The organism is Amycolatopsis sp. NPDC051045 (assembly GCF_040682955.1).
Taxonomy (GTDB): Bacteria; Actinomycetota; Actinomycetes; order Mycobacteriales; family Pseudonocardiaceae; genus Amycolatopsis.
This window is the reverse complement of the sequence record NZ_JBFBCC010000011.1, coordinates 122,640-149,461: the sequence shown is the minus strand read 5'-3', so window position 1 is coordinate 149,461 and position 26,822 is coordinate 122,640. Positions and strand designations below refer to the sequence as shown.

At 75.4% G+C, this 26,822-nt stretch carries 1 protein-coding gene; it reads right to left on the bottom strand.

Features of this window, described 5'->3' with window-relative positions; all coding sequences use genetic code 11:
* Positions 1-10: 10 nt before the first annotated feature.
* Positions 11-26,821, bottom strand: a complete 26,811-nt coding sequence (locus AB0M80_RS25745) for a type I polyketide synthase (RefSeq protein WP_364569711.1) — start codon at positions 26,819-26,821, stop codon at positions 11-13.
* Position 26,822 lies beyond the last annotated feature (1 nt).

The window sequence follows — 26,822 nt, the reverse complement described above, 5'->3', positions numbered from 1 at the left end:
TTCATCGGGATCAGGTGGCCTCGCCGTCGAGCGCCGCGCGGACCAGGTCGTCGACCGACATGCCGTCGATGTCGGCGGCCTCGTCCCCGGCCGGGTCGGGCCCGGCCAGGCGGCGCAAGGTGTCCAGCACGCCGCTTTCCCGCAGGCGGGCCGGGGGGACGGCCGCGAGCAGGGCCCGCAGCTCGGCGTTCAATGCCTGGGGGTCCACGTCATCGGCGTCCGCTGCCGGGGCGAGCTGCCGCACGAGGTCGGCGGCGAGCACGGCGGGGGACGGCTGGTCGAACACGAGGGTCGCGGGCAGGTCGAGCCCGGTCGCCGCGGCGAGCTGGTTGCGCAGCTCGATCGCGCTGAGGGAGTCGAACCCGAGCCCGGAGAACGGCCGCTCCGGATCGACCGCGTGCGGCCCGGCGAAGCCGAGCACCGCGGCGACCTGGGTGCGGACGACGTCGAGCGCGGCCTTCTCGCGGTCGGCCGGCGGCAGCTTGCCCAGCCGCTCCCGCAGCACCGCACCCGCATCCGCCGCGGCCGGTGCGGCCGCGGTGAGGCGGTGGTACTCCGGCAGGTCGGTCAGCAGCGGCGCCGGCCGGGCCGCGGTGAACGCGCGCAGGAACGTGGCGTGGTCGATGTCGGCGACCACCGGCGCCGCGTCGGCCGCCACCACGACCTGCGCGAATGCCGTGAGCGCGAGCTCCGGCGGCACCGGGCGGGTACCGGTGCGCTGGGCCCGGGCCGCCGCGTCGGCGGTCTCGGCCATGCCCGCTCGCCAGGCACCCCAAGCGATCGAGGTGCCCGGCAGGCCGGCCGCGCGCCGGCTTTCGGCGACGGCGTCGAGCACGGCGTTCGCCGCGGCGTAGTTCGCCTGGCCGGCGTTGCCGACCGAGCTGGACGCCGAGGAGAACAACGCGAAGACGTCGAGGTTCCGGTCGCGGCTCACCTGGTCGAGCACGAGCGCCGAAGCGGCCTTGGCCGCGAACACGGTGTCGAACCGGTCCGGGCCATAACCTTCGAGGACACCGTCGTCGAGGACGCCGGCCGCGTGGATCACCGCGGTCACGTCGGGGGTGAGCAGCGTCCGGACGGCGGCCGGGTCGGTCAGGTCGCAGGCGACGACCGAGGCGCGCGGGCCCAGCTCGGCCAGCAGTGCGACGGCGTCCGGGGTGTCCGGGCCGCGGCGGCCGGTGAGCACGACTCGTTCGGCGCCTTCGTCGAGCACCCAGCGGGCGACGTGCTTGCCGAGCGCGCCGGTGCCACCGGTGACGACGACGGTGCCGCGAGGCTGCCACGCCCGGGCCGCGGGGCCGGCCGGGGCGCGCACGAGCCGCCGGGCGAACCCGCCGGCCGCGCGCACGGCGACCTGGTCCTCGGTCCCGGCGAGCACCGCGCCCAGCCGGGCGAAGGCGTGCTCGTCGACCTCGGCGGGCAGGTCGGCGAGGCCGCCCCAGCGCTGCGGCTGCTCCAGCGCCGCGACGCGGCCCAGGCCCCACAGCGCGGCCTGCGCGACCGAGGTGACCCGATCGGACGGCACGGCGGCGACCGCGCCGCGGGTCAGGCACCACAGCCGGGCCGTGCTCCCGGTGCCGGCCAGGGCCTGCAGCAACGCGGTGGTGGCCGCGGCGCCCGCCGTCGGCGTGGATTTGTCCAGGCCCAGCAGGGAAACGACGCCGGTGACGTCGGCGAAGCCCTCGAGCGCCGCGGTCAGGGTCTCGCGGTCGGTGCCGGCGACGTCCATCCGCCCGGCCCCGAGCGCCTTGACCACCCCGGCGACCCACGGGTCCCCGGCGAAGCCGGCGGGCACGACGACCAGCCACGTGCCGTCCGGCATCGCGCCCGAAGCGCCGCCGAGCGGCTTCCAGGCCACCCGGTACCGCAGGTCGTCCACACTGGACTGACGCGCGCGGCGGTGCTTGAGGTCCAGCAGGGCGGGCAGCACGGCGTCGAGCGCGGCGCGGTCGACGTCGATCTCCTCGGCGAGCGTGTCGGCGTCCCAACCGGTCAGGAAGTCCGGCGTGGCAGTGACAACCGGGGTGTCCGGCCAGAACCGCTCGCGGTGGAACCGGTAGGTGGGCAGGTCGACCGGGCGTGCGCCGGCGAACAGCCCGGCCCACTCGACCGGGGTGCCGCCGACGTCGAGCCGCGCGAGGGCCGAGATCAGCGTCGGTTCGTCCGCGCGGCCGGCGCGCAGGGCGGCGGTCACGGTGGCGGACTCGCCGGTGAGCGTCCGGGTGAGCGCCGCGAGGGTGCTGTCCGGGCCCAGTTCGAGGTACTTCGTGACGCCGAGTTCGTCCAGGGCGGCGACGGCGCCGGCGAACAGCACCGGACGGCGGACGTGGCCGGCCCAGTACTCCGGGGTGCCCAGCTCGCCGGTGACCGGCGAGGCGGTGACGGTGGATACGACCGGGAGCGCCGGCGGGGCGAACTGCACCCCCGCGGCGATCCGCCCGAACTCGTCCACCATCGCGTTCATATGCGATGAGTGAAACGCGTGGCTGACTCGCAAAAGCCTAGACTTTCCGCCGCGGGCCGCGACGAGCCCGGCCACCTCGGTCACGGCGCCGGTGTCGCCGGAGACGACCACCGACCGGGGCCCGTTGACCGCGGCGATCGACAGCGGCCGTCCGCTGATCAGCGCTTCGGCCTCGGTCTCGGTGACCTGCAGCGCGGCCATCGCCCCACCCGGCAGCTCCTGCATGAGCCGGCCGCGGGCGGCGACCAGCCGGGCCGCGTCGGCCAGCGTCAGCACGCCGGCCGCGTGGGCGGCGGCGAACTCGCCGATCGAGTGCCCGGCCAGGTGGTCGGGCCGCACGCCCCACGACTCGACGAGCCGGTAGAGCGCGACTTCCACCGCGAACACGGCCGGCTGCGACCACCGGGTTTGGGCCAGCACGTCGCCGTCGTCGCCGAAGACGACGTCCCGCAGCGAGCCGGGCAGCTCGAGGTCCAGGTGCGCGCAGACCTCGTCGAACGCGTCCGCGAAGACCGGGAAGCGCGCGTAGAGGTCGCGGCCCATGCCCGGGTACTGCGAACCCTGACCGGAGAACAGGAACGCGAGCTTGCCGGGCGCGGGCTTGCCGGTGTGCACCAGCGGCGACGGCGTCCCGGCGGTGAGCGCGCCGAGCCCGGTCAGCAGCTCTTCGCGGTCCCCGGCCACGACGATCGCACGCGACTCGAACCAGGCGCGGGTCGTCGCCGCGGAGAAGGCGACGTCCGGCAGTGCGAGCTCCGGGTGCGCGAGCAGGTGCTCCCGCAGGGCCCGGGCCTGGGCGCGCAGCCCGTCGTCGGTCCGCGCGGACAGCCGCACCGGCACCGTCGCCGGGTCGGCGCCCGGCCGGGGGTCCACCGGCGGTGCCTGCTCCAGCACCAGGTGGGCGTTGGTGCCGCTGGCGCCGAACGCGGAGATCCCGGCCCGGCGCGGGTGCCCGGCCTCCGGCCACGGCGTGCTTTCGGTGAGCAGCGCGACGCTGCCCGCCGCCCAGTCGACGTGCTCGGACGGCTTGTCCACGTGCAGGGTCTTCGGCAGCAGCCCGTGCCGCATGGCCAGCACCATCTTGATCACCGCGGCCGCGCCGGCCGCGGCCTGGGTGTGGCCGAGGTTCGACTTGACCGAGCCGAGCAGCAGCGGCCGTTCGCGCTCCCGGCCGTAGGTGGCCAGCAAGGCTTGCGCCTCGATCGGGTCGCCGAGCTTCGTGCCGGTGCCGTGCGCCTCGACGGCATCCACTTCGGACGGTGCCAGGCCGGACACGGCCAACGCGCGCCTGATCACGCGCTGCTGGGCCGGGCCGCTGGGCGCGGTGAGCCCGTTGGACGCGCCGTCGGAGTTGACCGCCGAACCCCGGACCACGGCGAGGATCTGGTGGCCGTGGCGGCGGGCGTCGGACTCACGCTCCAGCACGATCATGCCGACACCTTCGGACCAGCCGGTGCCGTCGGCGGCGTCGGCGAAGGCCTTGCAGCGCCCGTCCTCCGACAGCGCGCCCATCTCGCCGAATTCGACGAACCCGGTGGGGGTCGACATCACCATCACACCGCCGGCGACGGCGAGCGAGCACTCCCCCGCCCGCAGCGCCTGCGCGGCCAGGTGCAGCGCGACCAGCGACGACGAACACGCCGTGTCGACGCTGACCGACGGGCCTTCCAGCCCGAAGGTGTACGAGACGCGGCCCGACAGCAGGCTGGCCGCCTGCGCGGTCGCCTGGTGGCCCGGGGTGTCGGTGGGCGGGGTGTAGTCGCCCGAGCCGCCGCCGATGTAGACGCCGGTGTCGCTGCCGCGCAGGCCGGTGGCGTCGATGCCGGCGCGTTCGAACGCTTCCCACGCCACTTCGAGGACGAGCCGCTGCTGCGGGTCCATCACGATCGCTTCACGCGGGGCGATCCCGAAGAAGCCGGGGTCGAATTCCGCCGCGTCGTGCAGGAACCCGCCTTCCTTGGCGGCGCTGCTGCCCGGGCCGTCGCCGGTCAGGGTGGCCAGGTCCCAGCCGCGGTCGGCCGGGAAGCCGCCGACGACGTCCCGTTCGTCGACGACCGCGCGCCAGAGGTCCTCGGGCGAGCCGATGCCGCCGGGGTAGCGGCAGCTCATGCCGACGATGACCACCGGGTCGTCGCCGAGGGCCGCCGGGGCGGCTTCGGCGGTGACGACGTCCTCTTCGCCGAACAGTTCGCCGAGGAGGAACGCGGCCAGCTCGCGCGGGGTCGGGTGGTCGAACACCAGCGTCGCCGGCAGCCGCAACCCGGTTTCGGTGCTCAGCGCGGTGCGGAGGTCCATCGCGGTGAGCGAGTCGAAGCCCAGCGCGGAGAACGCCCGGTCGGGCTCGATCCGGTCGGTACCGGTGTGGCGCAGCACGCCCGCGGCGGCCGTCCGGACCAGGTCCAGCAGGAGGTCGGACCGCTCGGCCCGGGACCGGTTCGCGAACCGGTCCCGAGCGACGGTCACCGGGGCCGGGGGGTACAGCGGCGACAGCAGCGGGCTCGGGCGGACCGAAGTGAACGCCGGGCCGAAGCGCTCCCACCGGACGTCGGCGACGACGGTGGTGAGGTCGGCGGACCCCACGGCGGCGGTCAGCGCGGCCGTGGCGGCGGCCGGGTCGAGCACGGGCAGCCCGCTGTCGCGCAGGTGGGCCTCGTCCTCGCCGGTGCCCGCCCAGGCCGAGAAGGCGACGACGGCCGCGGGTTCACCACGGTCCCGCCGCTGCCGGGCGAAGGCCTCCAGCTCCGCCGCTTCCGCCGCTTCGTCGCCGCGACCGCGCACGCCCCACACCCCGGAAACCGAGGTGAGCAGCACGAACGCAGCAAGCGACCAGTCGGCGAACCGCCGGGCGTCTTCGAGACTGCCGCCGTGGACGACCGCGTCCGGCGGGGACGTCAGCGCGGCCGGGTCGCGGACGACGTCGACCCCGTCGAGTCCGGCCAGGCGGTCGGCGAGGAGCGCGGCCGGGCCGTCTCCGGTCACGAGCACGGTGCCCCGCGGCACCCAGCGCTCCCCGCCCGCGGCGGCCCGGGTCAGGCGGCGGCCGTAGACCCCGGCGGCGCGGACGGCGACCTGGTCTTCGCCGCCGCCGAGCACCGCGCGCAGCCGGGCCGCGGCCCGGGCGTCCAGCTCGGCCGGGACGTCGACGAGCCCGCCCCACCGCACCGGGTCGTGCAGCGCCGCGACCCGGCCGAAGCCCCACAGCGCGGCCGGTCCGTCGAGGCGCTCGGCCGGGGTGACCGCGACGGCGCCGCGCGTCACGCACCAGACGGGGGCGTCGACCTCGGCCAAAAGTTCCCTTGTGCCCGCCACGGTTTCCCGCAGCGACACGACCACATCGGCCCCGGCCGGGTCGCCCAGGCTCGCGCCGAGGGCGTCGGCGACGCGGGTGGCCCACCCGGCGTCTTCGCCCGGGACGACCACGATGTTCGCGGCCTTCGGCTCGGCGACGGTGACCGGCTGCCAGGTGATCCGGTAGCGCAGGTCGTCGGCCGCGGCCGCTTCGGCCTGCTTGCGCCGCCACGCGGCGAGCGCGGGCAGGACCGCGTCGAGGGCGGCCGGGTCGACGGCCAGCTGCTCCGCCAGGCCGGCGGTGTCGGCGCGGTCGACCGACGCCCAGAACCCGGCGTCGGCCGGGGCGCTCGTGACCACCTCGGGCCAGTACCGCTCGTGCTCGAAGGGGTAGGTCGGCAGCTCGGCGCGGCGGGCGCCGGTGCCGGCGAACCACGCGGCCCAGTCCGGGTTCACGCCCGCGGTGAACAGCGCGGCCAGCGCGGTGACGACACTGTCCTCTTCGGACCGTCCGCGGCGCAGCAGCGGCACGATCACGCGGTCGCCGGCCGGTTCGACCAGCGGCGCCAGCGTGGCGTCGGGTCCGACCTCGACGAACAGCGATGCATCGGCCAACCGGTCGAGCGCGTCGCCGAAGCGGACGGTCTCGCGGACGTGCTGTACCCAGTACTCGGGATCGGTGACGTCCCCGCCGGTCACGAGCGGGATGACCGGGGCCGCGAATCGCAGCCCGGTCACGACAGCGCGGAACTCGCCGAGCATCGGGTCCATCAGCGGCGAGTGGAAGGCATGGCTCACGGTCAGCCGCCGCCCCCCACCGAACGACTCGGCCACCGCGAGCACGGCGCCCTCGTCGCCGGCGATCACGACGGACTCCGAGCCGTTGACGGCGGCGATCGCGACGCCGTCGGTGAGCCGCGCGCGAACGTCCACCTCGGACACCCGCAGCGCGACCATCGCGCCACCCTCGGGCAGTCCCTGCATCAGCCGGGCGCGGGCCGTGACGAGCGTGGCGGCGTCTTCGAGCGACAGCACCCCGGCCACGTGAGCCGCGGCGACCTCGCCGATCGAGTGCCCGGCCACGAAGTCCGGGCGCACGGCCCACGACTCCAGGAGCCGGAACGCGGCGACCTCGAACGCGAACAGCGCGGGCTGGGCCCAGCCGGTGCGGTCCAGCTCGGCCGCGTCCTCGCCCCACGCGACGTCGCCGAGCGTCATCTCGAGGTGCGCGCAGACCTCGTCCCACGCGTCGGCGAACACCGGGTACCGCGCGTACAGCTCGCGGCCCATGCCCAGGCGCTGGGCACCCTGACCCGGGAACAGGAAGGCGGTGACGCGCTCGCGGGCCACTCCCCTGCGCACGACCTCGCCGTCGAGCAGCACCGCCCGGTGATCGAGCGCGGCCCGGCCGGTGGCGAGGGTGAAGCCGGTGTCGAGCACTTCGGCATCCACAGTGGACAAGCGCGAGACCAGTTCGTCAAGGGCCGCGGCCGAACGGGCCGACACCGGCCACGGCACCACCGCGGGCGCGGTCCCCGGCACGGCGTCCCGCGCGGGCGGGGCCTCCAGGATGACGTGCGCGTTCGTGCCGCTGACCCCGAAGGACGAGACGGCGGCGCGGCGCGGGCGGCCCGTTTCCGGCCAGGCGGTCGCCTCGGTGACCAGGTCGACCGCCCCGGCCGTCCAGTCCACATGGGACGACGGTTCGCCGACGTGCAGCGACTTCGGCACGATCCCGTGCCGCATCGCCTCGATCACCTTGATCACCCCCGCGGCACCCGCGGCCGCCTGGGTGTGCCCGAGGTTGGACTTCACCGACCCCAGCAGCACCGGGGTCTCGCGGTCCTGCCCGTAGGTGGCCAGCAGGGCTTGGGCCTCGATCGGGTCACCCAGGGTCGTGCCGGTGCCGTGCGCCTCGACGACGTCGACCTCCGATGTGGACAGACCGGCGTCGGCCAGCGCCGCGCGGATGACCCGCTGCTGCGACGGGCCGTTCGGCGCGGTCAGGCCATTGGAAGCGCCGTCGGAGTTGATCGCGGACCCGCGCACGACGGCGAGGATTTCGTGGCCGTGGCGGAGCGCGTCGGACTGCCGCTCGACCACCAGCACGCCCGCGCCTTCCGACCACGCCGTGCCGTCGGCGTCGTCGGAGAACGCCTTGCAGCGGCCGTCGGTGGCGAGGCCGCCCTGGGCGTCGAACTCGGTGAAGGAGAACGGGCTGGTCATCACCGTGACGCCACCGACCAGGGCGAGCGAGCACTCACCGTCGGCCAGCGCGCGGGCGGCCCAGTGCAGGGCGACCAGCGACGACGAGCACGCGGTGTCCACGGTGACGGCCGGGCCTTCGAGGCCGAGGGTGTAGGAGAGCCGGCCGGACAGGACGCTCGCCGTCGTGCCGGTGGCCATGTGCCCGGCGACGTCGGCGTCGGAGTTGAGCAGCAGCCCGGTGTAGTCCTGGCCGTTGGTGCCGACGAACACGCCGGTGGCGGTGCCGCGCAGGCTCGCCGGGTCGATCCCGGCGTGCTCCAGCGACTCCCACGCCGTCTCCAGCAGCAGCCGCTGCTGCGGGTCCATCGCCAGCGCCTCGCGCGGGGAGATGCCGAAGAAGCCGGCGTCGAACCCGGCCGCGTCGGGCAGGAACCCGCCGTGGCCGTCGCCGAGCTTCGCGAGGTCCCAGCCGCGGTCGGCCGGGAACGGCCCGATCGCGTCGCCGCCGTCTTCGAGGAGCTGCCAGAACGTGCGCGGTGAGGTGACGCCACCGGGGAAGCGGCAGCCGATGCCGACGATCACGATCGGGTCGTCCGCGGTGGCGCGCGGCGTGACCGCCGTGGTGACCGGCGCGTCGGTGCCGAGCAGCTCACCGAGCAGGAACGTGGTGAGCGCGCGCGGGGTCGGGTGGTCGAACACCAGCGACGACGGCAGCGCGAGCCCGGTCGCCGCGCCGACGCCGTTGCGCAGCTCGACCGCGGTGAGCGAGTCGAACCCGAGGTCGGCGAACGCGGCGTCCGGCGCGACCGCACCGGCGTCGGCGTGCCCGAGCACCAGCGCGACCTGCGTGCGCAACAGGCCCAGCAGGTGCTTTTCGCGGTCGGCGGGCGGCAATCCGGCGAGGGTGCCGCGCAGATCCCCGCGCTCCCCCGCTTCCCGCACCTCGCTGAGCACGGCCTTGGCCCGCGGCAGATCGGCCAGCAACGGGAACGGCCGGCCGAGGGTGAACGCGGGCACGAACCGCGCGAAGTCGATGTCCGCGACCAGGATCTCGGTGTCCCCGGCGCCGACCGCGCGTCGCAGGGCCGCGACGGCCCGGTCCGGCGGCAGCAGCGCGAGCCCGCCCCGGCCGACGCGGTCCTGCACGGCGGCGTCCCCGCCGAGCATCCCGGCGCCCGCCCACGGGCCCCACGCGATCGACGTCGCGACCCGGCCGGCCGCCCGGCGACGGGCGGCGAGCGCGTCGAGGTGGGCGTTGGCGGCCGCGTAGTTGCCCTGCCCGGCCGCGCCGAACGTGCCGGCGGTCGAAGAGAACAGCACGAACGCGTCGAGGTCGAGGTCCGCGGTCAGCTCGTCGAGGTGTTCCGCGCCGAGGCACTTCGGGCCGAAGACGGTCGCGAACTGCTCGGCGGTCAGGGAGTCGGTGGTGCCGTCGTCGACCACGCCGGCCGTGTGCACCACGGCGGTCAGGTCCGGGATGGCCTCGACGACCCGGGCCAGTGCGTCACGGTCGGCGACGTCGCAGGCCTCGACGGTGACGCCGATCGTCAGCTCGTCGACCAGCTCGGCCGCGCCCGGAGCGTCCATGCCTCGGCGGCTGAGCAGCACGAGGTGCTCGGCGCCCGCGCCGGCCAGCCGTCGCGCGACCTCTGCGCCGAGTCCGCCCGTGCCGCCGGTGATCAGCACCGTACCCCGCGGGGTGTAGTCCGTTATACGGCCGGCCGGCGCGGCGGTGAGCCGCCGCGCGAAGACTCCCGAGGGGCGGATGGCGACCTGGTCCTCGTCGCCGATCCCGCGCAGGACGGCGAAGAGGCGGCCGACCGCGCGGGCGTCGAGGACCTCGGGCAGGTCGACGAGCCCGCCCCAGCGGTGCGGCTGTTCCAGGCCGAGCACGCGGCCGAGACCCCAGAGCGCGGCCGCGCGCGGGTCGGGCGCCGGGTCGGCCGCGCCGGTGCTGACGGCGCCGCGGGTGGCCCACCACAGCGGGGCTTTGTCCCCGACCGCCTGGGCGAGGAGCAAGGACTCGGCGGGGTCGGTCAGCAACGAGAGGACGTGGTCGAATTCGCTCGCTTCGGCCAGGTCGCCACCCGGTTCGAAGCGGGTGCCGCCGACGGCTTCGGTGACCGACTCGGCCCACGGCGTCGGCGGAGCCACGACCAGCACCCGGCTCGGGGCGGCGGGCTCGGCGCGGACCGGGCTCCAGACCACGCGGTAGCGCCACTCGTCCACTTCGGACTCTTCGCGCACGCGGTGGCGCCACGCGGTGAGCGCGGGCAGCACGGTACCGAGCGCGTCACGGTCGACGTCCAATGTGGTCGACAGCGATTCGACGTCCGAGGCTTCCAGTGCGGTCCAGAAGCCCGTGTCGGCTTCCGGAGCCGCGGGTGCGGGTTCCGGCCAGTAGCGGGATCGCTGGAACGCGTACGTGGGCAGGGCGATCCGGCGGGCGCCGCTGCCGGCGAAGTACGCGGCCCAGTCGGGCCGGTAGCCGCGGGCGTGCAGGTCGCTGAGCACGGCGGCGACGGTCTCGTGCTCCGGGCGGCCCTTGCGCAGCATCGGCCGCGCGCCGGTCATCGCCGACAGCACCGCGTCGGGCCCGAGTTCGACGTAGGCGGTGACCCCGGCTTCGTCCAGGGTCGTGAGCGCGTCGCCGAAGCGGACGGCGTCACGGGCGTGGCGCACCCAGTAGTCCGGGCCGTCGGCGAGGTCCGCACCGGCGACCGTGGAGACGAACGACACCTCCGGTGCCGAGAAGGTGAGCCCGGCGACGGCGGCGCGGAACTCGTCCAGCATCGGCTCCATCAACGCGGAGTGGAACGCGTGGGACACGGTCAGCCGCCGGGTCTTCTCGAACCGTTCGGCGAAGGCGAGCACCGCGTCCTCCGGTCCGGAGACCACCACGGACTCCGGCCCGTTGACCGCGGCGATGTCGACGCCGTCCGGCAGCTGCGCGCGGACGTCGGCCTCGGTCGCGCGGATGGCCATCATCGCGCCGCCCGCCGGAAGGGCCTGCATGAGCCGGCCGCGCGCCTGCACCAGCGTGGCCGCATCGCCCAGGGACAGCACCCCGGCGACGTGCGCGGCGGCGACCTCGCCGACGGAGTGCCCGGCGACGAAGTCGGGCCGGATGCCCCACGATTCGAGGAGCCGGAACAGCGCGACCTCGATCGCGAACAGCGCCGGCTGGGCGTATCGGGTTTCGGTGAGCAGGGCGGCTTCCGGCGTGCCCGGCTCGGCGAAGAGCAGGCTCCGGAGCGGGTGGTCCAGCCCGGCGTCGAGGTGCGCGACGACCTCGTCGAGGGCCTCGGCGAACACCGGGAACCGCTCGGACAGCTCCCGGCCCGCGCCGGGGCGCTGGCTGCCCTGACCGGTGAAGAGGAACGCGGTCGTGGGCCGGGTGGTCGAAGTGCCCCGCAGGACGTGCGCGGCGGGCTCGTCTTCGGCGATCGCGGCGAGTCCGGTTCGGACGTCGCCGGGCGTGGCGGCCAGGATCACCGCGCGGTGGCTCAGGTCGGCGCGGGCGGTGGCCAGGGTGAAAGCGAGGTCGGCCGGCTCGCCCGGCCACTCCTGCAGCCGGGCGGCCTGGGCGCGCAGGGCTTCCGGCGTCCGGGCCGAGACGACCAGCGGCACGGTCCCGAGCACCACCGGCTCGGTCTCCTCGGCGGGAACCGGCTCGGGCGCCTGCTCCAGCACGGTGTGGACGTTGGTGCCGCTCAAGCCGAACGACGACACCGCGGCCCGCCGGGGCGCACCCGTCTCCGGCCAGCCGGTGACTTCGTCGAGCAGCCGGATCGCGCCACCGGACCAGTCGATGTGCGACGACGGCGTGTCCGCGTGCAGGGTCTGCGGGAGCACGCCGTGGCGCATGGCCATGACGAGCTTGAGCACCCCGGCGATGCCGGAGGCCATCTGCGTGTGGCCGAGGTTGGACTTGACCGAGCCGAGCAGCAGCGGCCGCTCGCGGTCCCGGCCGTAGGTCGCCTGCAGGGCCTGGACCTCGATCGGGTCGCCGAGCGGCGTGCCGGTGCCGTGGCCCTCGACCGCGTCGATGTCCGCAGCGGACAGCCCGGCGTTCGCCAAGGCCTGGCGGATCACGCGTTGCTGCGACGGCCCGTTCGGGGCGGTCATGCCGTTGGACGCGCCGTCGGAGTTCATCGCCGAGCCGCGGACGACGGCGAGGATCTCGTGGCCGTTGCGCTGGGCGTCGGAAAGGCGTTCGACGAGCACGAGCCCGACGCCCTCGGCGAGGCTCATGCCGTCGGCGTCGTCGGAGTAGGCCTTGCAGCGGCCGTCGGGGGCCATCGCGCGCTGACGGCTGAACCCGATCCACGGCGCCGGCGTCGCCATCACCGTGACGCCGCCCGCGAGCGCGAGCGAGCTTTCGCCGGAGCGCAGCGACTGGCACGCCAGGTGCAGCGCGACCAGCGACGACGAGCACGCCGTGTCGAGGGTGACGGCCGGGCCCTCCAGGCCGAACAGGTAGGCGATCCGGCCGGAGAGGACACTCGACACCGCGCCGGTGATCATGTGCCCTTCGGAGCCCTCGGCCGCGTTGAGCACGGTCGAGCCGTAGTCCTGGTAGCCGGCGCCGACGAACACGCCGGTCCGGCTCCCCCGCGCCGCCGCCGGGTCGAGGCCCGCGCGTTCGAAGGCTTCCCAGGCGACTTCCAGCAGCAGCCGCTGCTGCGGATCCATCGACAATGCCTCGCGCGGCGAGATGCCGAAGAACCCGGCGTCGAAGTCGGCGACGCCGTCGAGGAACCCGCCGAGCGTCGAGTAGGTCTTGCCGCTGCGGTCGGGGTCGGCGTCGAACAGGCCGGCGGCGTCCCAGCCGCGGTCGGGCGGGAACGACGAAATCGCGTCGCCACCCCCGAGGACCAGGTCCCACAGCGCTTCCGGCGAGGTGACCCCACCCGGGAAGCGGCAGCTCATCCCGACGATGGCGATCGGCTCGTCGACGGCGGTGGCCGCGACGACGGTCTCGCCCGGCACCGGTCCGTCCAAGGTGGACAGGATGAACCCGGCGAGGGTGCCGGCGTTCGGGTAGTCGAACACGACGGTGCTGGGCAGGCTGAGGCCGGTCACGACCTCCAGGCGGTTGCGCAGGTCGACCGCGGTGAGCGAGTCGAAGCCCAGCTCGCGGAAGGCGCGGTCGGCTTCGACGGCGTCCCCACCGGAGTGACCGAGCACGGCGGCCGCTTCGGCGCGGACGAGGTCGACGACGAGCCGGCGCCCGGCGTTCGCGGGCAGCGCCCGGACCCGGCCCGCGAACGCCGAAGCGTCCGCGGTGTCGTCGGCCGCTTCGGCGAGCCGGCGGACGGCCGGCAGCTCCGAGAACAGCGGGCTGGGCCGCACCGACGTGAACACCGGGTGGTAGCGGTCCCAGTCGAGGTCGGCGATGAGCAGCGACGTCTCGTCGTCGGCCAGGGCGCGCTTGAGCCCGGCGAGTGCCAGGCGCGGCTCCATGAACCGCAGGCCGCTGCGCAGGATGCGGCCGGGGTCGACCCGGCCCAGCTCGCGGTCGTCGGCCCAGATGCCCCAGGCGACGGTGGTGGCCGGGACCCCGCGGGCGCGCCGCTGCTCGGCGAGCGCGACGAGGTGGGCGTTGGCCGCGGAGTAGGCGCCGTGGTCGCCGCTGCCCCAGAGGCCGGCGGTCGAGGAGTACAGGACGAAGTGTTCGAGCTCGCCCTCGTCGAGCAGTTCGTCGAGGACGGCGTCGAGGTTGGCGGCGCCGGTCACCTTGGCGTCGAGGACCTCGGCGAAGGCGGTCGCGTCGGTGCCGGTGAGCGGGGCCAGCGCGATGTGCGCGGCGGTGTGCACGACGGTGGTGATCCGCCGTTCTTCGCCCTTGAGCCTGGTGATCAGTTCGGCGACGGCTTCCCGGTCGGTGACGTCGAGCGAGACCACCTCGGCGGACGTGCCGAGTTCGCGCAGTTCGCCCAGGAGGGCCGGGGCGTTGGGGGCGTCCGGCCCGCGGCGGCCGGTGAGGACGATGTGCTCGGCGCCTTCGGCCGCGAGCCAGCGGGCCAGGTGCGGGCCGAGGGTGCCGGTACCGCCGGTGATGATCGCGGTGCCGTGGGCTTGCCAAGGGCGGGCGGGCCTGGTGTTCGCGACGGGCGCGGGCACGAGCCGGCGGGCGAAGACACCTCCGGCGCGGACGGCGAGCTGGTCTTCGTCTCCCGCGCCGGCGAGCACCGCGACGAGCCGCCGGGCGGCCGCCGCGTCGAGGGTCTCGGGCAGGTCGACGAGCCCGGCCCAGTGCGCGGGGTGTTCGAGGGCGGCGGACCAGCCGAGGCCGTGCACCTGGGCTTGGGCGGGATCGCGGACGGGGTCGGCGGGTCCGGTGGAGACGGCCCCGCGGGTCAGCGCCCACACGCGCGGCGCCGGCTCCGTCCCGGCGACGGCCTGGACGAGCGAAAGCGTGCGGAGGAGGCCACGGTCGAGGCCTGGGTGGTCGGTCGTGGCGTGGTCGGCGGCCAGCAGGGAGACGATCCCGGTGACGCCGTCGAGGTCACCCAACGCCGAGGCAACGGACTGATCCTCGTCGAGCACGATTTCGCGCACCTCGGCGCCGTGACCGCGCAGGACATCGGCGACTTCGTCGTCGTGGGTGCCGACCACCAGCCAGGTGCCCGGCAGGGCGGCCCCCGACGGGCGGACCGGCCGCCAAGCGATCCGGTACCGCCACGAGTCCACCGTGGACTCCTCGTCGCGGCGGGCGTGCCACGCCGACAACGCGGGCAGCAGGTCGTCGAGCGCGGTCTGCTGGCGGTCGTCCAGCTCCAGCAGGCTCGTCAGCCCCGCCCGGTCGTCGCGGGTGATGGCCTGCCACAGCTCGTCGCCGGCCGGGGCCGCCGCCGCAGCCTCGGACTCGTCGATGGCCCAGTAGTGCTCGTGCTGGAACGCGTAGGTGGGCAGGTCGACCCGCCGGCCGCCGGTCAGCGTGTCCGCCCAGTCGACCGGCACCCCACGGGTGTGGGCCTCGGCGAGGGACTTGAGGAACCGGTCGACCCCGCCGTCGTCACGGCGCAGCGTGCCCAGCGCGGTCACCGGGACGCCGGCGGCCTCGGCCAGCTCGCCGATCGCCATGCCGAACACCGGGTGCGGGCTCGCCTCGACGAACACCGAGTGACCGTCGCCGACCGCGGCCGACAGGGCCGCGGCGAACTCGACCGTGCCGCGCAGGTTGCGGCACCAGTAGTCCCCCGTCAGCTCGGTGGGCTCGACGAGCCCGCCGGTCACCGTCGAGTAGAAGCGGACACCCGTGTCGCGCGGCGAAACCGGGGCCAGCAGCTCGGCCAGTTCCGCGGCGATGCCGTCGACCTGGGGTGAGTGCGCGGCGAAGTCGACCCCGTCGAGCCGCCAGCGCATCAGCCCGGCCTTGGCCAGCCGGACCTCCAGCGCGGCCAGCGCCTCGGGCTCGCCGGACACCGTGACCGAGCGCGGCCCGTTCACCGCGGCGACGGCGATCCGGTCGGCCAGGTCGCCGATCAGCTCGCGCACCTGTTCGCCACCCGCGACGACCGACAGCATGGCGCCGCACCCGGACAGGCGCTCGGCGATCAGCTTCGACCGCAGCGCCACCACGCGCGCACCGTCCTCGAGGGACAGGGCACCCGCGACGCAGGCAGCCGCGATCTCACCCTGCGAATGCCCGATCACCGCGACCGGCTCGACGCCGTGCGCGCGCCACAGCCCGGCCAGCGACACCAGTACCGCCCACAGCACGGGCTGGACGACGTCGACGCGGGCCAGCGCGGCGTCGTCGTGGAGCACGTCCGCCGGCGACCAGTCGGTGAAGGCCTCGAGCGCGGCGGCGCACTCGGCCAGCCGGCCGGCGAACTCCGGTGACGTCGTCAGCAGCTCGCGGGCCATCCCCGGCCACTGCGAATCCTGGCCGGGGAAGACGAACACCGGCGCACCGGACCGCTTGCCCACGCCTTGCACCAGCGCGGGGTCGGCGGTGCCGCCGGCGAGCGCGGTCAGACCGCGGCGCAGGTCGGCGACGTCCTCGCCGACGACCACGGCCCGCTGCTCGAACACCGAGCGGTGGTGCGCGAGCGTCCAGCCGACGTCGACCGGGCGCTGCTCGTCGAGGGAATCCAGCAATCGCAGCGCTTGTGCCTTCAGCGCCGGTGCGCTCCTCGCCGACAGCGGCCACACGACCGGGCCGGTGCGCTCGGGCTTCGGGGCTTCTTCAGGTGCGGGAGCGGCTTCGATGATCGCGTGGGCGTTGGTGCCGCTGATGCCGAACGACGAAACGCCGGCGCGGCGCGGGTGCCCGGTCTCCGGCCAGGCCGTCGGCTCGCTCAGCAGCTCGACCGCCCCGGCCGGCCAGTCGATCTTCGTGGACGGCTTGGCGACGTGCAGGGTGCGCGGCAGCACGCCGTGGCGCATGGCGTGCACCATCTTGATCAGGCTGGCGATCCCGGCGGCGGACTGGGTGTGCCCGATGTTGGACTTCACCGAGCCGATCAGCAGCGGGCGTTCGCGGTCGCGGCCGTAGGTGGCCTGCAGCGCCTGGACTTCGATGGGGTCGCCGAGGGCGGTGCCGGTGCCGTGCGCGTCGAGCGCGTCGACCTCGGCCGCGTCGAGCCCGGCGTTGGCCAGCGCCTGGCGGATGACGCGCTGCTGCGACGGGCCGTTGGGCGCGGTGAGGCCGTTGGACGCGCCGTCGGAGTTGACCGCGGTGCCGCGCACGACGGCGAGGATCGGGTGGCCGTGCCGCCGGGCTTCGGAAAGCCGTTCCAGCACGAGCATCCCGGCGCCCTCGGCCAGCGACATGCCGTCGCCTTCGTCGGAGAACGCCTTGCAGCGGCCGTCGAAGGCCAGCGCGCGCTGGCGGCTGAACGCGATGAACGGGTCGGGCGAGGCCATCACCGTGACACCGCCCGCGATGGCCAGCTCCGACTCGCCGGAGCGCAGCGACTGGCAGGCCAGGTGCAGCGCGACCAGCGACGACGAGCACGCCGTGTCGACGGTGACCGACGGCCCTTCGAAGCCGAACAGGTACGACAGCCGTCCGGAAAGGACACTCGGGATGGTGCCGGTGACGAGGTGGCCTTCGGTGCCGTCGCCGGTGGCGACGCCGTAGTCCTGGAAGCTGGAGCCGACGAACACGCCCGTCCGGCTCCCCCGCACGGCCGCCGGGTCGACACCCGCGCGTTCGAAGGCCTCCCAGGACACTTCCAGCAGCAGCCGCTGCTGCGGATCCATCGACAGCGCTTCACGCGGCGAAATGCCGAAGAAGCCGGCGTCGAACTCGGCGGCGTTCTCGAGGAACCCACCCAGCGTCGAGTAGGTCTTGCCGCCGCGTTCGGGGTCGGGGTCGAACAAACCGGCGGCGTCCCAGCCGCGGTCGCCGGGGAACGACGAGATCGCGTCCACTCCCCCGGCGACCAGGGTCCACAGGTCCTCGGGCGTGGTGACGCCGCCGGGGAAGCGGCAGCCCATGCCGACGATGGCGATCGGCTCGTCGGTGGCGCCGGTCGCGGCGACGACGGCGTCAGCGGTGCCGGAGCCGTCGATCTCCGCGCGCAGGAACGCGACCAGGCCGAGCGGGGTCGGGTGGTCGAAGACGAGCGTCGCGGGCAGGGCGAGGCCGGTCGCTTCGGCGAGGCGGCGGCGGAACTCGACGGCGGTGAGCGAGTCGAAGCCGAGGTCGCGGAAGGCGCGTTCTTCGGCGACGGCGTCCGCGGTGACGTGCCCCAGCACGGCGGCGGCTTCGGTGCGGACGAGGTCGAGCAGCGCGCGGTCGCGTTCGTCCTCGGACATCCCGGCGAAGCGGGCGGCGAAGGCGCTGACCACGGCGCTGACCGGCTCGGGCCGCGCCTCGGCGAACTCGTCGAAGAGCCGGGTGGCACGGGTGGCGGTGAAGACGGGCAGGAAGGTGTCCCAGACGACGTCGGCGACGACGACGGTCGTGTCGTCGCGCACCAGGGCGCGTTCCAGCTCGGCGAGGGCCCCGGCGGTCGGCAGGAACCCGAGCCCGCGGCGGCTCAGCTGGCCGGCGACGTGCTCGTCGGTGGCCATGCCTTCCCCGGCCCAGGCACCCCAGGCGATGGACGTCGCCCGGGAGCCCCGGGCCCGGCGCGCCTCGGCGAGGGCGTCGAGGTAGGCGTTCCCGGCGGCGTAGGCGGCCTGGCCCCCGCCGCCCCAGACACCGGCGACGGAGCCGAAGAGCAGGAAGAAGTCGAGGTCGTGCCCGGCGAGGAGGGCGTCGAGGTGCGCGGCGCCGTCGGTCTTGGCCGCCGTGACGCGGGTGATTTCGGCGAAGTCCGTGGTGTGCACGGGGTCCATGGCCTGTGCCACGCCGGCGGTGTGCACGACACCGGTGAGGCCCGGGTGCTCCGCCAGCAGCGCTTCGACGGCTTTTCGGTCCCCGACGTCCGCTGCGGCGATGGTGACGCGCGCGCCGGCGGCGGTGAGTTCTTCTTCGAGTTCGGCGGCGCCTTCCGCGGTCGGGCCCCGGCGGCTGACGAGCACCAGGTGGTCGGCCCCGGCGGCCGCGAGCCACCGGGCGACGGACGCCCCGAGGGCGCCGGTGCCGCCGGTGATCAGGACGGTACCGCGGGCCTGGAAGCGGCCCGGGGCTCCGGTGGGCCGGTAGCGCGCGATCCGGCGGCCGAAGGCGCCTTGCGGCCGGAGGGCGATCTGGTCTTCCCCGGTGCCGGCCAGCACGGCGGCCAGGCGGCGGGTGGCGGGAAGGTCGAGGGTGGCGGGCAGGTCGACCAGGCCGCCCCAGACAGCGGGCTGTTCGAGCGCGACGGTCCGGCCGAAGCCCCAGATGCGGGCGGTGGCGGGGTCGGGCGCGTGATCGCCTGGGGTGGCGACGGCGCCGGAAGTGAGGCACCAGAGGCGCAGGCCGAGGTCGGCGTCGCCGAGGGCTTGGACGAGGGTGAGGAGGTCGCGCAGGCCCTGGTCACCGGGGGCGGGCAGGTGGAGGACACCTTCGGCCGGACCGGCGGCGGTCAGCGCGGCGGCGAGGGCAGTGCGGTGGGGGTGCGGTGCGGCGACGGCACCCTCGCCAGTCGCGGGCGCAGCGGTGGCGTGCTCGCCACCCGCCGGAGCTGCACCGAGGCCGGCCGTCGCGATGCGGGTCACCGTGGCGCCGTGGGCCGCCAAAGCCGCCTCGACCTCCGCGCCTTCCTCCGCGCCCGAGGTCACCAGCAGCCAGCGGCCGGTCAACGCCGGGGTCTCCGCCGTCCGGAACGGGGTCCACTGCACCCGGTACCGCCAAGACTTCGCGGTCTCCTCGGCCGCGCGGCGGTCGCGCCAGCCCGTCAACGCCGGAAGCAGCGTCTCCAGCGACGACCGCTGCTCGTCGCCCAGGTCCAGCAGCCCTGCCAGCTCCGACGCGTCCCCACGGCCGATCGCCTCCCACAGCGGACCGTCCGGCTGCTCCGGCGCCCGCGGAGGCACCTGAGCCGCCCAGTAGTGCTCGCGCTGGAACGGGTACGTCGGCAGGTCCACCGTCCGGCCGCCGCCCAGGTACGCGCGCCAGTCCACTGCGCACCCGCGCGTGTGCAGCGTCGCCAGCGCCGCGATCGCGGACTCGGCCTCCGGCCGGTCCTTGCGCAGCAGCGGCACCGTCCCGGGCCGGTCGAGCAAGGCCGACAGCGTGCCGTCCGGGCCCAGCTCCAGGTACGTCGACGCCGCGTCCGTCACCGTCTCGGTGAAGCGGACCGTCGCGCGCACGTGCTCGACCCAGTACTCCGGCGAGCACACGTCGCCGTGGGACACGAAGGCGAGAGACGGCGCGGCGAAGGAAAGCGAAGAGACCACCGCGCGGAACGCGTCCAGCATCGGATCCATCAGGTGCGAGTGGAAGGCGTGGGACACCGCAAGCCGCGTCGTCTTGCCGAAGCGGGACGCGACCGCCAGCACCGCTTCTTCGACGCCCGACAGCACCACCGACTCCGGCCCGTTCACCGCCGCCAGGTCGACACCGTCCACAAGGGCCGCGCGAACGTCCTCTTCGGACGCTCGCACCGCGACCATCGCCCCACCGGAGGGCAACGCCTCCATCAAGCGGGCGCGGGCCGACACCAGCGTGCACGCGTCGTCGAGCGACAGCACCCCCGAGACGTGCGCGGCCGCGATCTCGCCGACCGAGTGACCGGCCACGACGTCCGGGCGCACGCCCCACGATGCCAGCAGCCGGAACGCCGCCACGCCGAACGCGAACAGCGCCGGCTGCGCGTTCCCGGTCCGCTCCAGCGCGGCCGGGTCGTCGCCCCACACGACGTCGCGCAGGCCCGGGTCGCACCGGTCGAGCACGTCGCCGAACACGGACGCGAACAGCGGGAACCGCTCGGCCAGCCCACGCCCCATGCCGAGCCGCTGCGCGCCCTGGCCGGGGAAGACGAAGGCGAGGCCGTTTTCGGTGACGACGCCGCTCACCACGCCGGGCGCCGGAGCCCCGGCCGCCAGCGCCCTGAGCGCCAGGGAAGCGTCCGGGCCGACGACGACTGCCCGGTGCTCGAACGCCGTCCGCGTCGTCGCCAGCGACCACGCGAGGTCTCCGCGCGGAACGTCGAGGCCGGCCAGGTTCGCGGCCTGGGCGCGCAACCCTTCGGCGGTCCGCGCCGACAGCACCAGCGGAGCGTCCTCGGCCGCGGAGGAAGTGACCGGCGCGACCGCCGGACCCGCTTCGAGCACCACGTGCGCGTTCGTCCCGCTGATGCCGAACGAAGACACACCCGCACGCCGTGGCCGGTCAAGAGCGGGCCACGGCGTCGAAGAGGAAGCCAGCGACACCGCACCCGCCGTCCAGTCCACGTGGGACGACGGCGTGCCGGCGTGCGGCGAACCGGGCACGGTGCCGTGCTGCATCGCGAGGACCATCTTGATGATCCCCGCGACCCCGGCGGCCGCCTGCGTGTGCCCGATGTTCGACTTCACCGAGCCCAGCAGCAGCGGCGTCTCCCGGTCCTGCCCGTAGGTCGCGAGCAGCGCCTGGGCTTCGATCGGGTCACCCAGAGTCGTTCCGGTGCCGTGCCCTTCGACGACGTCGACGTCCGCGGTGGACAGACCGGAGGTGGCCAGCGCGGCGCGGATCACCCGCTGCTGCGAGGGCCCGTTCGGCGCGGTCAGGCCGTTCGACGCGCCGTCGGAGTTCACCGCCGAGCCGCGCACCACGGCGAGCACGCGGTGCCCGTGCCGGCGTGCGTCGGACAGCCGCTCCAGCACCAGCACGCCGACCCCTTCGGACCAGCCGACCCCGTCGGCGTCGTCCGAGTAGGACCGGCACCGGCCGTCCGGGGAAAGGCCGCGCTGGCGCGAAAACTCGACGAACGAGTTCGGCGTGGACATCACCGTCACGCCGCCGGCCAACGCGAGCGAGCACTCCCCCGACCGCAGGGCGTGCGCCGCCCAGTGCAGGGCCACCAGCGACGACGAGCACGCCGTGTCCACGGTGACCGCGGGTCCTTCGAGGCCGAGCGCGTAGGCCACCCGGCCGGACACGACGCTGGACGCCGTGCCGCTGCCCTGGAAACCTTCGAAGTCGCCACCGGCCAGGACCAGGCCGTAGTCGTTGTACATCACGCCGGCGAACACGCCGGTCGCGCTGCCGCGCAGGGTCCGCGGGTCGATCCCGGCGCGCTCGATCGCCGTCCAGGACGCCTCCAGCAGCAGGCGCTGCTGGGGGTCGGTGGCCTCGGCTTCGCGCGGGCTCATGCCGAAGAACGCGGCGTCGAACTCGCCCGCGTCGTGCAGGAAGCCGCCTTCACGGGTGTAGGACGTGCCGGTGTGGTCGGGGTCCGGGTGGTACAGCGCGCCGAGGTCCCAGCCGCGGTTGACCGGGAACGGCGACGTCGTGTCGCGGCCTTCGGCGACCGCCGCCCAGAGGTCCTCCGGCGACGCGATGCCGCCGGGAAAGCGGCAGCTCATGCCGACGATGACGATCGGGTCGTCGTCGGCGGCGGCGACCGCGGTCCGGGTGACGGCCGGTCCGGCGCCGGCGCCGAGCAGCCGGTCGCGAAGGTGCTCGGCGAGCGCGGCCGGGGTCGGGTAGTCGAACGCCGTCGTGGCGGACAACCGCAGGCCCGTCGCGGTGTCGAGCCGGTTGCGCAGCTCCACCGCGGTCAGCGAATCGAAGCCCAGCTCGGCGAAGGAACGCGACGGGTCGATGGCCGCGGCGCCGGCGTGCCCGAGCACGGCGGCGACCTCGCGGCGCACCAGGTCGGCCACGCGCGCGACGCGCCCGGCGTCGTCCAAGGTGGACAGCTGCTGGGCCAGCCGCCCGGCACCCCCGGCGGCGCGCACCGCCCGGCGGCCACCGACCAGCGACCGCAGCAGGGCCGGCGGGTCCGGCTGCGCGGCGAGCACCGGCAGGTCGAACCGGACCGGCACGACGGCCGGTTCGCCGGCCGCCAGCGCGGCGTCGAACAGGGCCAGGCCCTCGGCTTCGGTCAGCGCCGGGATGCCCATCCGGGCGAACCGGCTGCCGGCGCCGCCCGCCATGCCGTCGCCGCCCCACGGGCCCCAGGCCAGCGAAACCGCGGGCAGCCCGGCGTCCCGGCGCTCGTGGGCGAGGGTGTCGAGGAACGCGTTGGCGGCGGCGTAGTTGGCCTGCCCGGCCGCGCCGAGCGTGCCGGCCAGCGAGGAGAACAGCACGAACGCGTCGAGCTCGAGGTCGCGGGTGAGCTCGTGCAGGTGCCACGCGGCATCGGCCTTCGGCGCCAGCACCTTGGCGAGACGGCCGGCGTCGAGGGTGTCGAGGAGGCCGTCGTCGAGGACCCCGGCGGCGTGCACGACGGCGGTGAGCGGGTGCGCGGCCGGGATGCCGGCCAGCAGCGTCGCCAGTGCGTCGCGGTCGCTCGCGTCGCACGCGGCGACCGTGACGGCCGCGCCGAGCCCGGCCAGCTCGGTGACCAGGCCTTCGGGCGCGGAGCCACGGCGGCTCACCAGCAGCAGGTGCCGGACGCCGTGTTCGCGCACGAGGTGCGCGGCGAGCGCGCGGCCCAGCTCGCCGGTGCCGCCGGTGATCAGGACGGTCCCGTCCGGGTTCCAGCCGGGCGCCTCGCCGGTCGTGGTGCGCACCAGCCGCGGCGCCAGGATCCGCCCGTCGCGGACCAGGATCCGGGGCTCGCCGGTCGACAGGGCCGCCTCCAGGACGTCCGCGGCCACCGGCCCGGCGGACTCGACCAGGACGAACCGGCCGGGGTGTTCCTGCTGCGCGGCAAGCACGAGCCCGCGCACGGCGGCCGCGGGCAGCCCGGCCGGGACGACCAGCGCCAACCGGCGCGCGTCCTCGGTCAGCCGTTCGCGCAGCAAGGCCAGTGCCTCGCTCGCGAGCGCACGGGCCGCCTGCGGCGGCGGCCCGCCGGGCACGGCGAGGGTGACGACGTCGGTATCGGCGTCGGTGACGCCGGTGACCGGCTCGGTCCAGTCCACCCGGTGGACGCCGCCACCGGTGACCGGGGCCTCGGCCGCGATCGGGCGCACGGTGAGGGATCCGGCGGTCGCGACGATGTCGCCTTCGGGGGTGGCCAGGGACAACGCCAGGGTGTCCTCGCCGGTCTTGCGCAGCACGACGCGCAGCGCGGTCGCGCCGACCGCGCGCACGGCGACGTCCTGCCACGAGAACGGCACGCCACCCGGACCGGCGAAGAGAGCCGCGGCGTGCAGGGCCGCGTCGAACAGCGCGGGGTGCAGGTCGAAGGACTCGGCCTCGACGTCGTCGGGCAGCGCGACCTCGGCGAAGACGTCGTCGCCGTGCTGCCAGGCCGCCCGCAGGCCCTGGAACGCCGGGCCGTACTCGCGTTCGTCGTAGAAGCCGGTGAGGTCGACGGCGGTGGCGTCCGCCGGCGGCCAGCTGGCGGGAAAGCCGGTGGCGGTCTCGATCCGTTCGGCCAGCCGGCCGACGGCGTGCGAGGTCCAGTTCCCGCTGACCTCGCCGTCGGGGCGGGAGTGCACGGCCACCGGGCGGCGGCCCCGCTCGTCGGGGGCGCCGACCCAGACCTGCACGACCACGCGCTCCCCCGCCGCGCCGAGCACCAGCGGGCGGGTCAGCGTCAGGTCCTCGACGTCCGGGCAGCCGGTCTCGGCGCCGGCGCGCACCGCGAGCTCCAGCAGCGCGGTGCCGGGCACGACGACGGCGCCGCCGACGCGGTGGTCGGCGAGCCAGGCGTGGGTGCCCGCGTCGAGCCGGCCGGTCAGCAGCAGGCCGCGGGCGTCGGCGACCTCGACCGCCGTGCCCAGCAGCGGGTGGTCGACACTGCGCAGCCCGGCCGAGCGCAGGTCGCCGCGGCCGCGGCCGGTGTCGCGCGGCCAGAACCGCTGCCGTTGGAAGGCGTACGTGGGCAGGTCGACCCGGGTACCGGCGCCGGCGAAGAAGGCGGGCCAATCCACGGCGACGCCGTCACCGTGGAGCCGGCCCAGCGCCTCGGCGACCGATGTGGTCTCGTCGCGGTCCTTGCGCAGCAGCGGCACGGCGAGCGCGCCGGGCACGTCGACCATCGGGGTCAGCGCGGCTTCCGGCCCCACCTCGACGAACCGGTGCACGCCCGCTTCCGCGAGCCGGGCGAGGGTGTCGCCGAACCGGACGGTGCCGCGGACGTGCCGCACCCAGAATTCCGGGTCGGTGACCTCACCCGCGGCCTCCAGCGGCACCGACGGCTCGGCGAAGGTCAGCCCCGAGACGACCTCGCGGAAGGCGGGCAGCATCGGGTCCATCAGGAGCGAGTGGAACGCGTGGGATGTGCGCAGCCGGGTCGTGCGCTCGAACCGGCCGGCCACCTCGAGGACGGCGTCCTCCACACCGGACACGACCACGGCGGCAGGTCCGTTGACGGCGGCGATGTCCACGCCGGTCACGAGGGCCGCCCGGACGTCCTCTTCGGACGCGCGGATGGCGACCATGGCGCCACCGGCGGGCAGCGCGCCCATCAGGCGGGCGCGGGCCGAGACCAGCGCGCAAGCGTCGTCGAGGGACAGCACCCCGGCGCCGTGGGCGGCGGCGATCTCGCCGGCCGAGTGGCCGGCGAGCACGGCGGGCCGGACACCCCAGGACTCCAGGAGCCGGAAGAGCGCGACCTCGACGGCGAAGATGGCCGGCTGGGCCTGAGCGGTGTCGGCGAGCCGCTCGGCGTCCTCGCCCCACACGACGTCCCGCAGACCCGGGTCGAGCCGGTCGAGGACCTCGTCGAACGCGGCCGCGAACACCGGGTACGCGGCGTGCAGCGCCCGGCCCATCCCGAGGTGCTGGGCACCCTGGCCGGTGAAGAGGAACGCCGTCTTCACCTTCGCCCGCGGAGAGCTGAACGCGGACAGGTCCCGCAGGGCTTCCGCGACCACGGCGGGGTCCGCCCCGGCCACCGCGGACCGGACGTCGAACGCCGTCCGCGCGGTGGCCGCGGAGAACGCGATGTCCGCGAGCGGGACGCCCTGCTCGACGAGGTCGGCCAGCCGCGCGGCCTGCGCGCGCACGGCGTCCTCGGACTTGCCCGAGACCAGGACCGGCAGTGGGCGCGCGGCGTACTCCCGGACCGGCTCCTCGACGGCCGGCGCCTGCTCGACGATCACGTGCGCGTTCGTGCCGCTCAGCCCGAACGACGAAACGCCGGCGCGGCGCGGCTGTCCGGTTTCCGGCCACGGCGTGGCCGCGGTCGCCAGCTCGACGCGCCCGGCCGTCCAGTCCACGTGGGACGACGGCGCGTCGACGTGCAGCGTCGGCGGGACGACGCCGTGGCGCATCCCGAGCACGACCTTGATCACCCCGGCCACGCCCGCGGCGGCCTGGGTGTGCCCGAAGTTCGACTTCACCGAACCCAGCAGCAACGGCGCCGGACGGTCCTGCCCGTAGGTGGCCAGCAGCGCCTGCGCTTCGACCGGGTCGCCGAGCGTCGTGCCGGTCCCGTGCGCCTCGACGACGTCCACCTGCCCGGGCGCGAGCCCCGACGTCTTCAGCGCTTCCCGGATGACGCGCTGCTGCGACGGCCCGTTCGGGGCGGTGAGCCCGTTGGTGGCCCCGTCGGAGTTGACCGCGCTGCCGCGGACCACGGCCAGCACCGGGTGCCCGTGGCGGCGCGCGTCCGACAGCCGCTCCAGCACCAGCACGCCCGCGCCCTCGGCCCAGCCGGTGCCGGCGGCGGAGTCGGCGAACGAGCGGCAGCGGCCGTCCGGGGACAGCCCGCCCTGGCGGCTGAACTCGACGAACGTCGTCGGCGCGGACATCACCGTGACCCCGCCGGCCAGCGCCAGCTCCGACTCCCCCGAGCGCAGCGACTGCGCGGCCAGGTGGATCGCGACCAGTGACGACGAGCACGCGGTGTCCACGGTGACCGCCGGGCCGACCAGGCCGAGGACGTAGGCGAGCCGGCCGGACAGCACGCTGTTCGTGTTGCCGGTCAGCAGGAAGCCTTCGGACGGGCCCGCGGCGCCGGTCAGGTACTCCTGCGCCATCGCGCCGACGAACACGCCGGTGCGGGTGCCCTTCAGCGCCGAAGGCACGATGCCGGCGCGTTCGAGCGCCTCCCACGCCGTCTCGAGCAGGATCCGCTGCTGCGGGTCCATTTCGGCCGCCTCCCGCGGGGAGATGCCGAAGAAGCCCGCGTCGAACTCGGCGGCGTCGAGCAGGAAGCCGCCGGACATCGCCGCCTCGCCGCCGTCCGCGGCGAGCGCGCCGAGGTCCCAGCCGCGGTCGGCGGGCAGCCCGGTGACGCCGTCCCGCCCGGCGCTCAGCAGCTCCCAGAACTCCTCGGGGCCGGTCACCCCGCCGGGGTAGCGGCAGCCGAGCCCGACGATCGCGATCGGCTCGGCCGCGCGGCTCTCCAGCTCGGCCAGCTTCTGCTGGGTGCGCACGAGGTCCGCGCTCGCCCGCTTGAGGTAGCTCCGCAGCTTCTGTTCGTTGTCCATG

Coding starts and splice junctions, on each gene's coding strand:
- AB0M80_RS25745 (WP_364569711.1), bottom strand. CDS start 26,821: ATGGACAACGAACAGAAGCTGCGGAGCTACCTCAAGCGGGCGAGCGCG.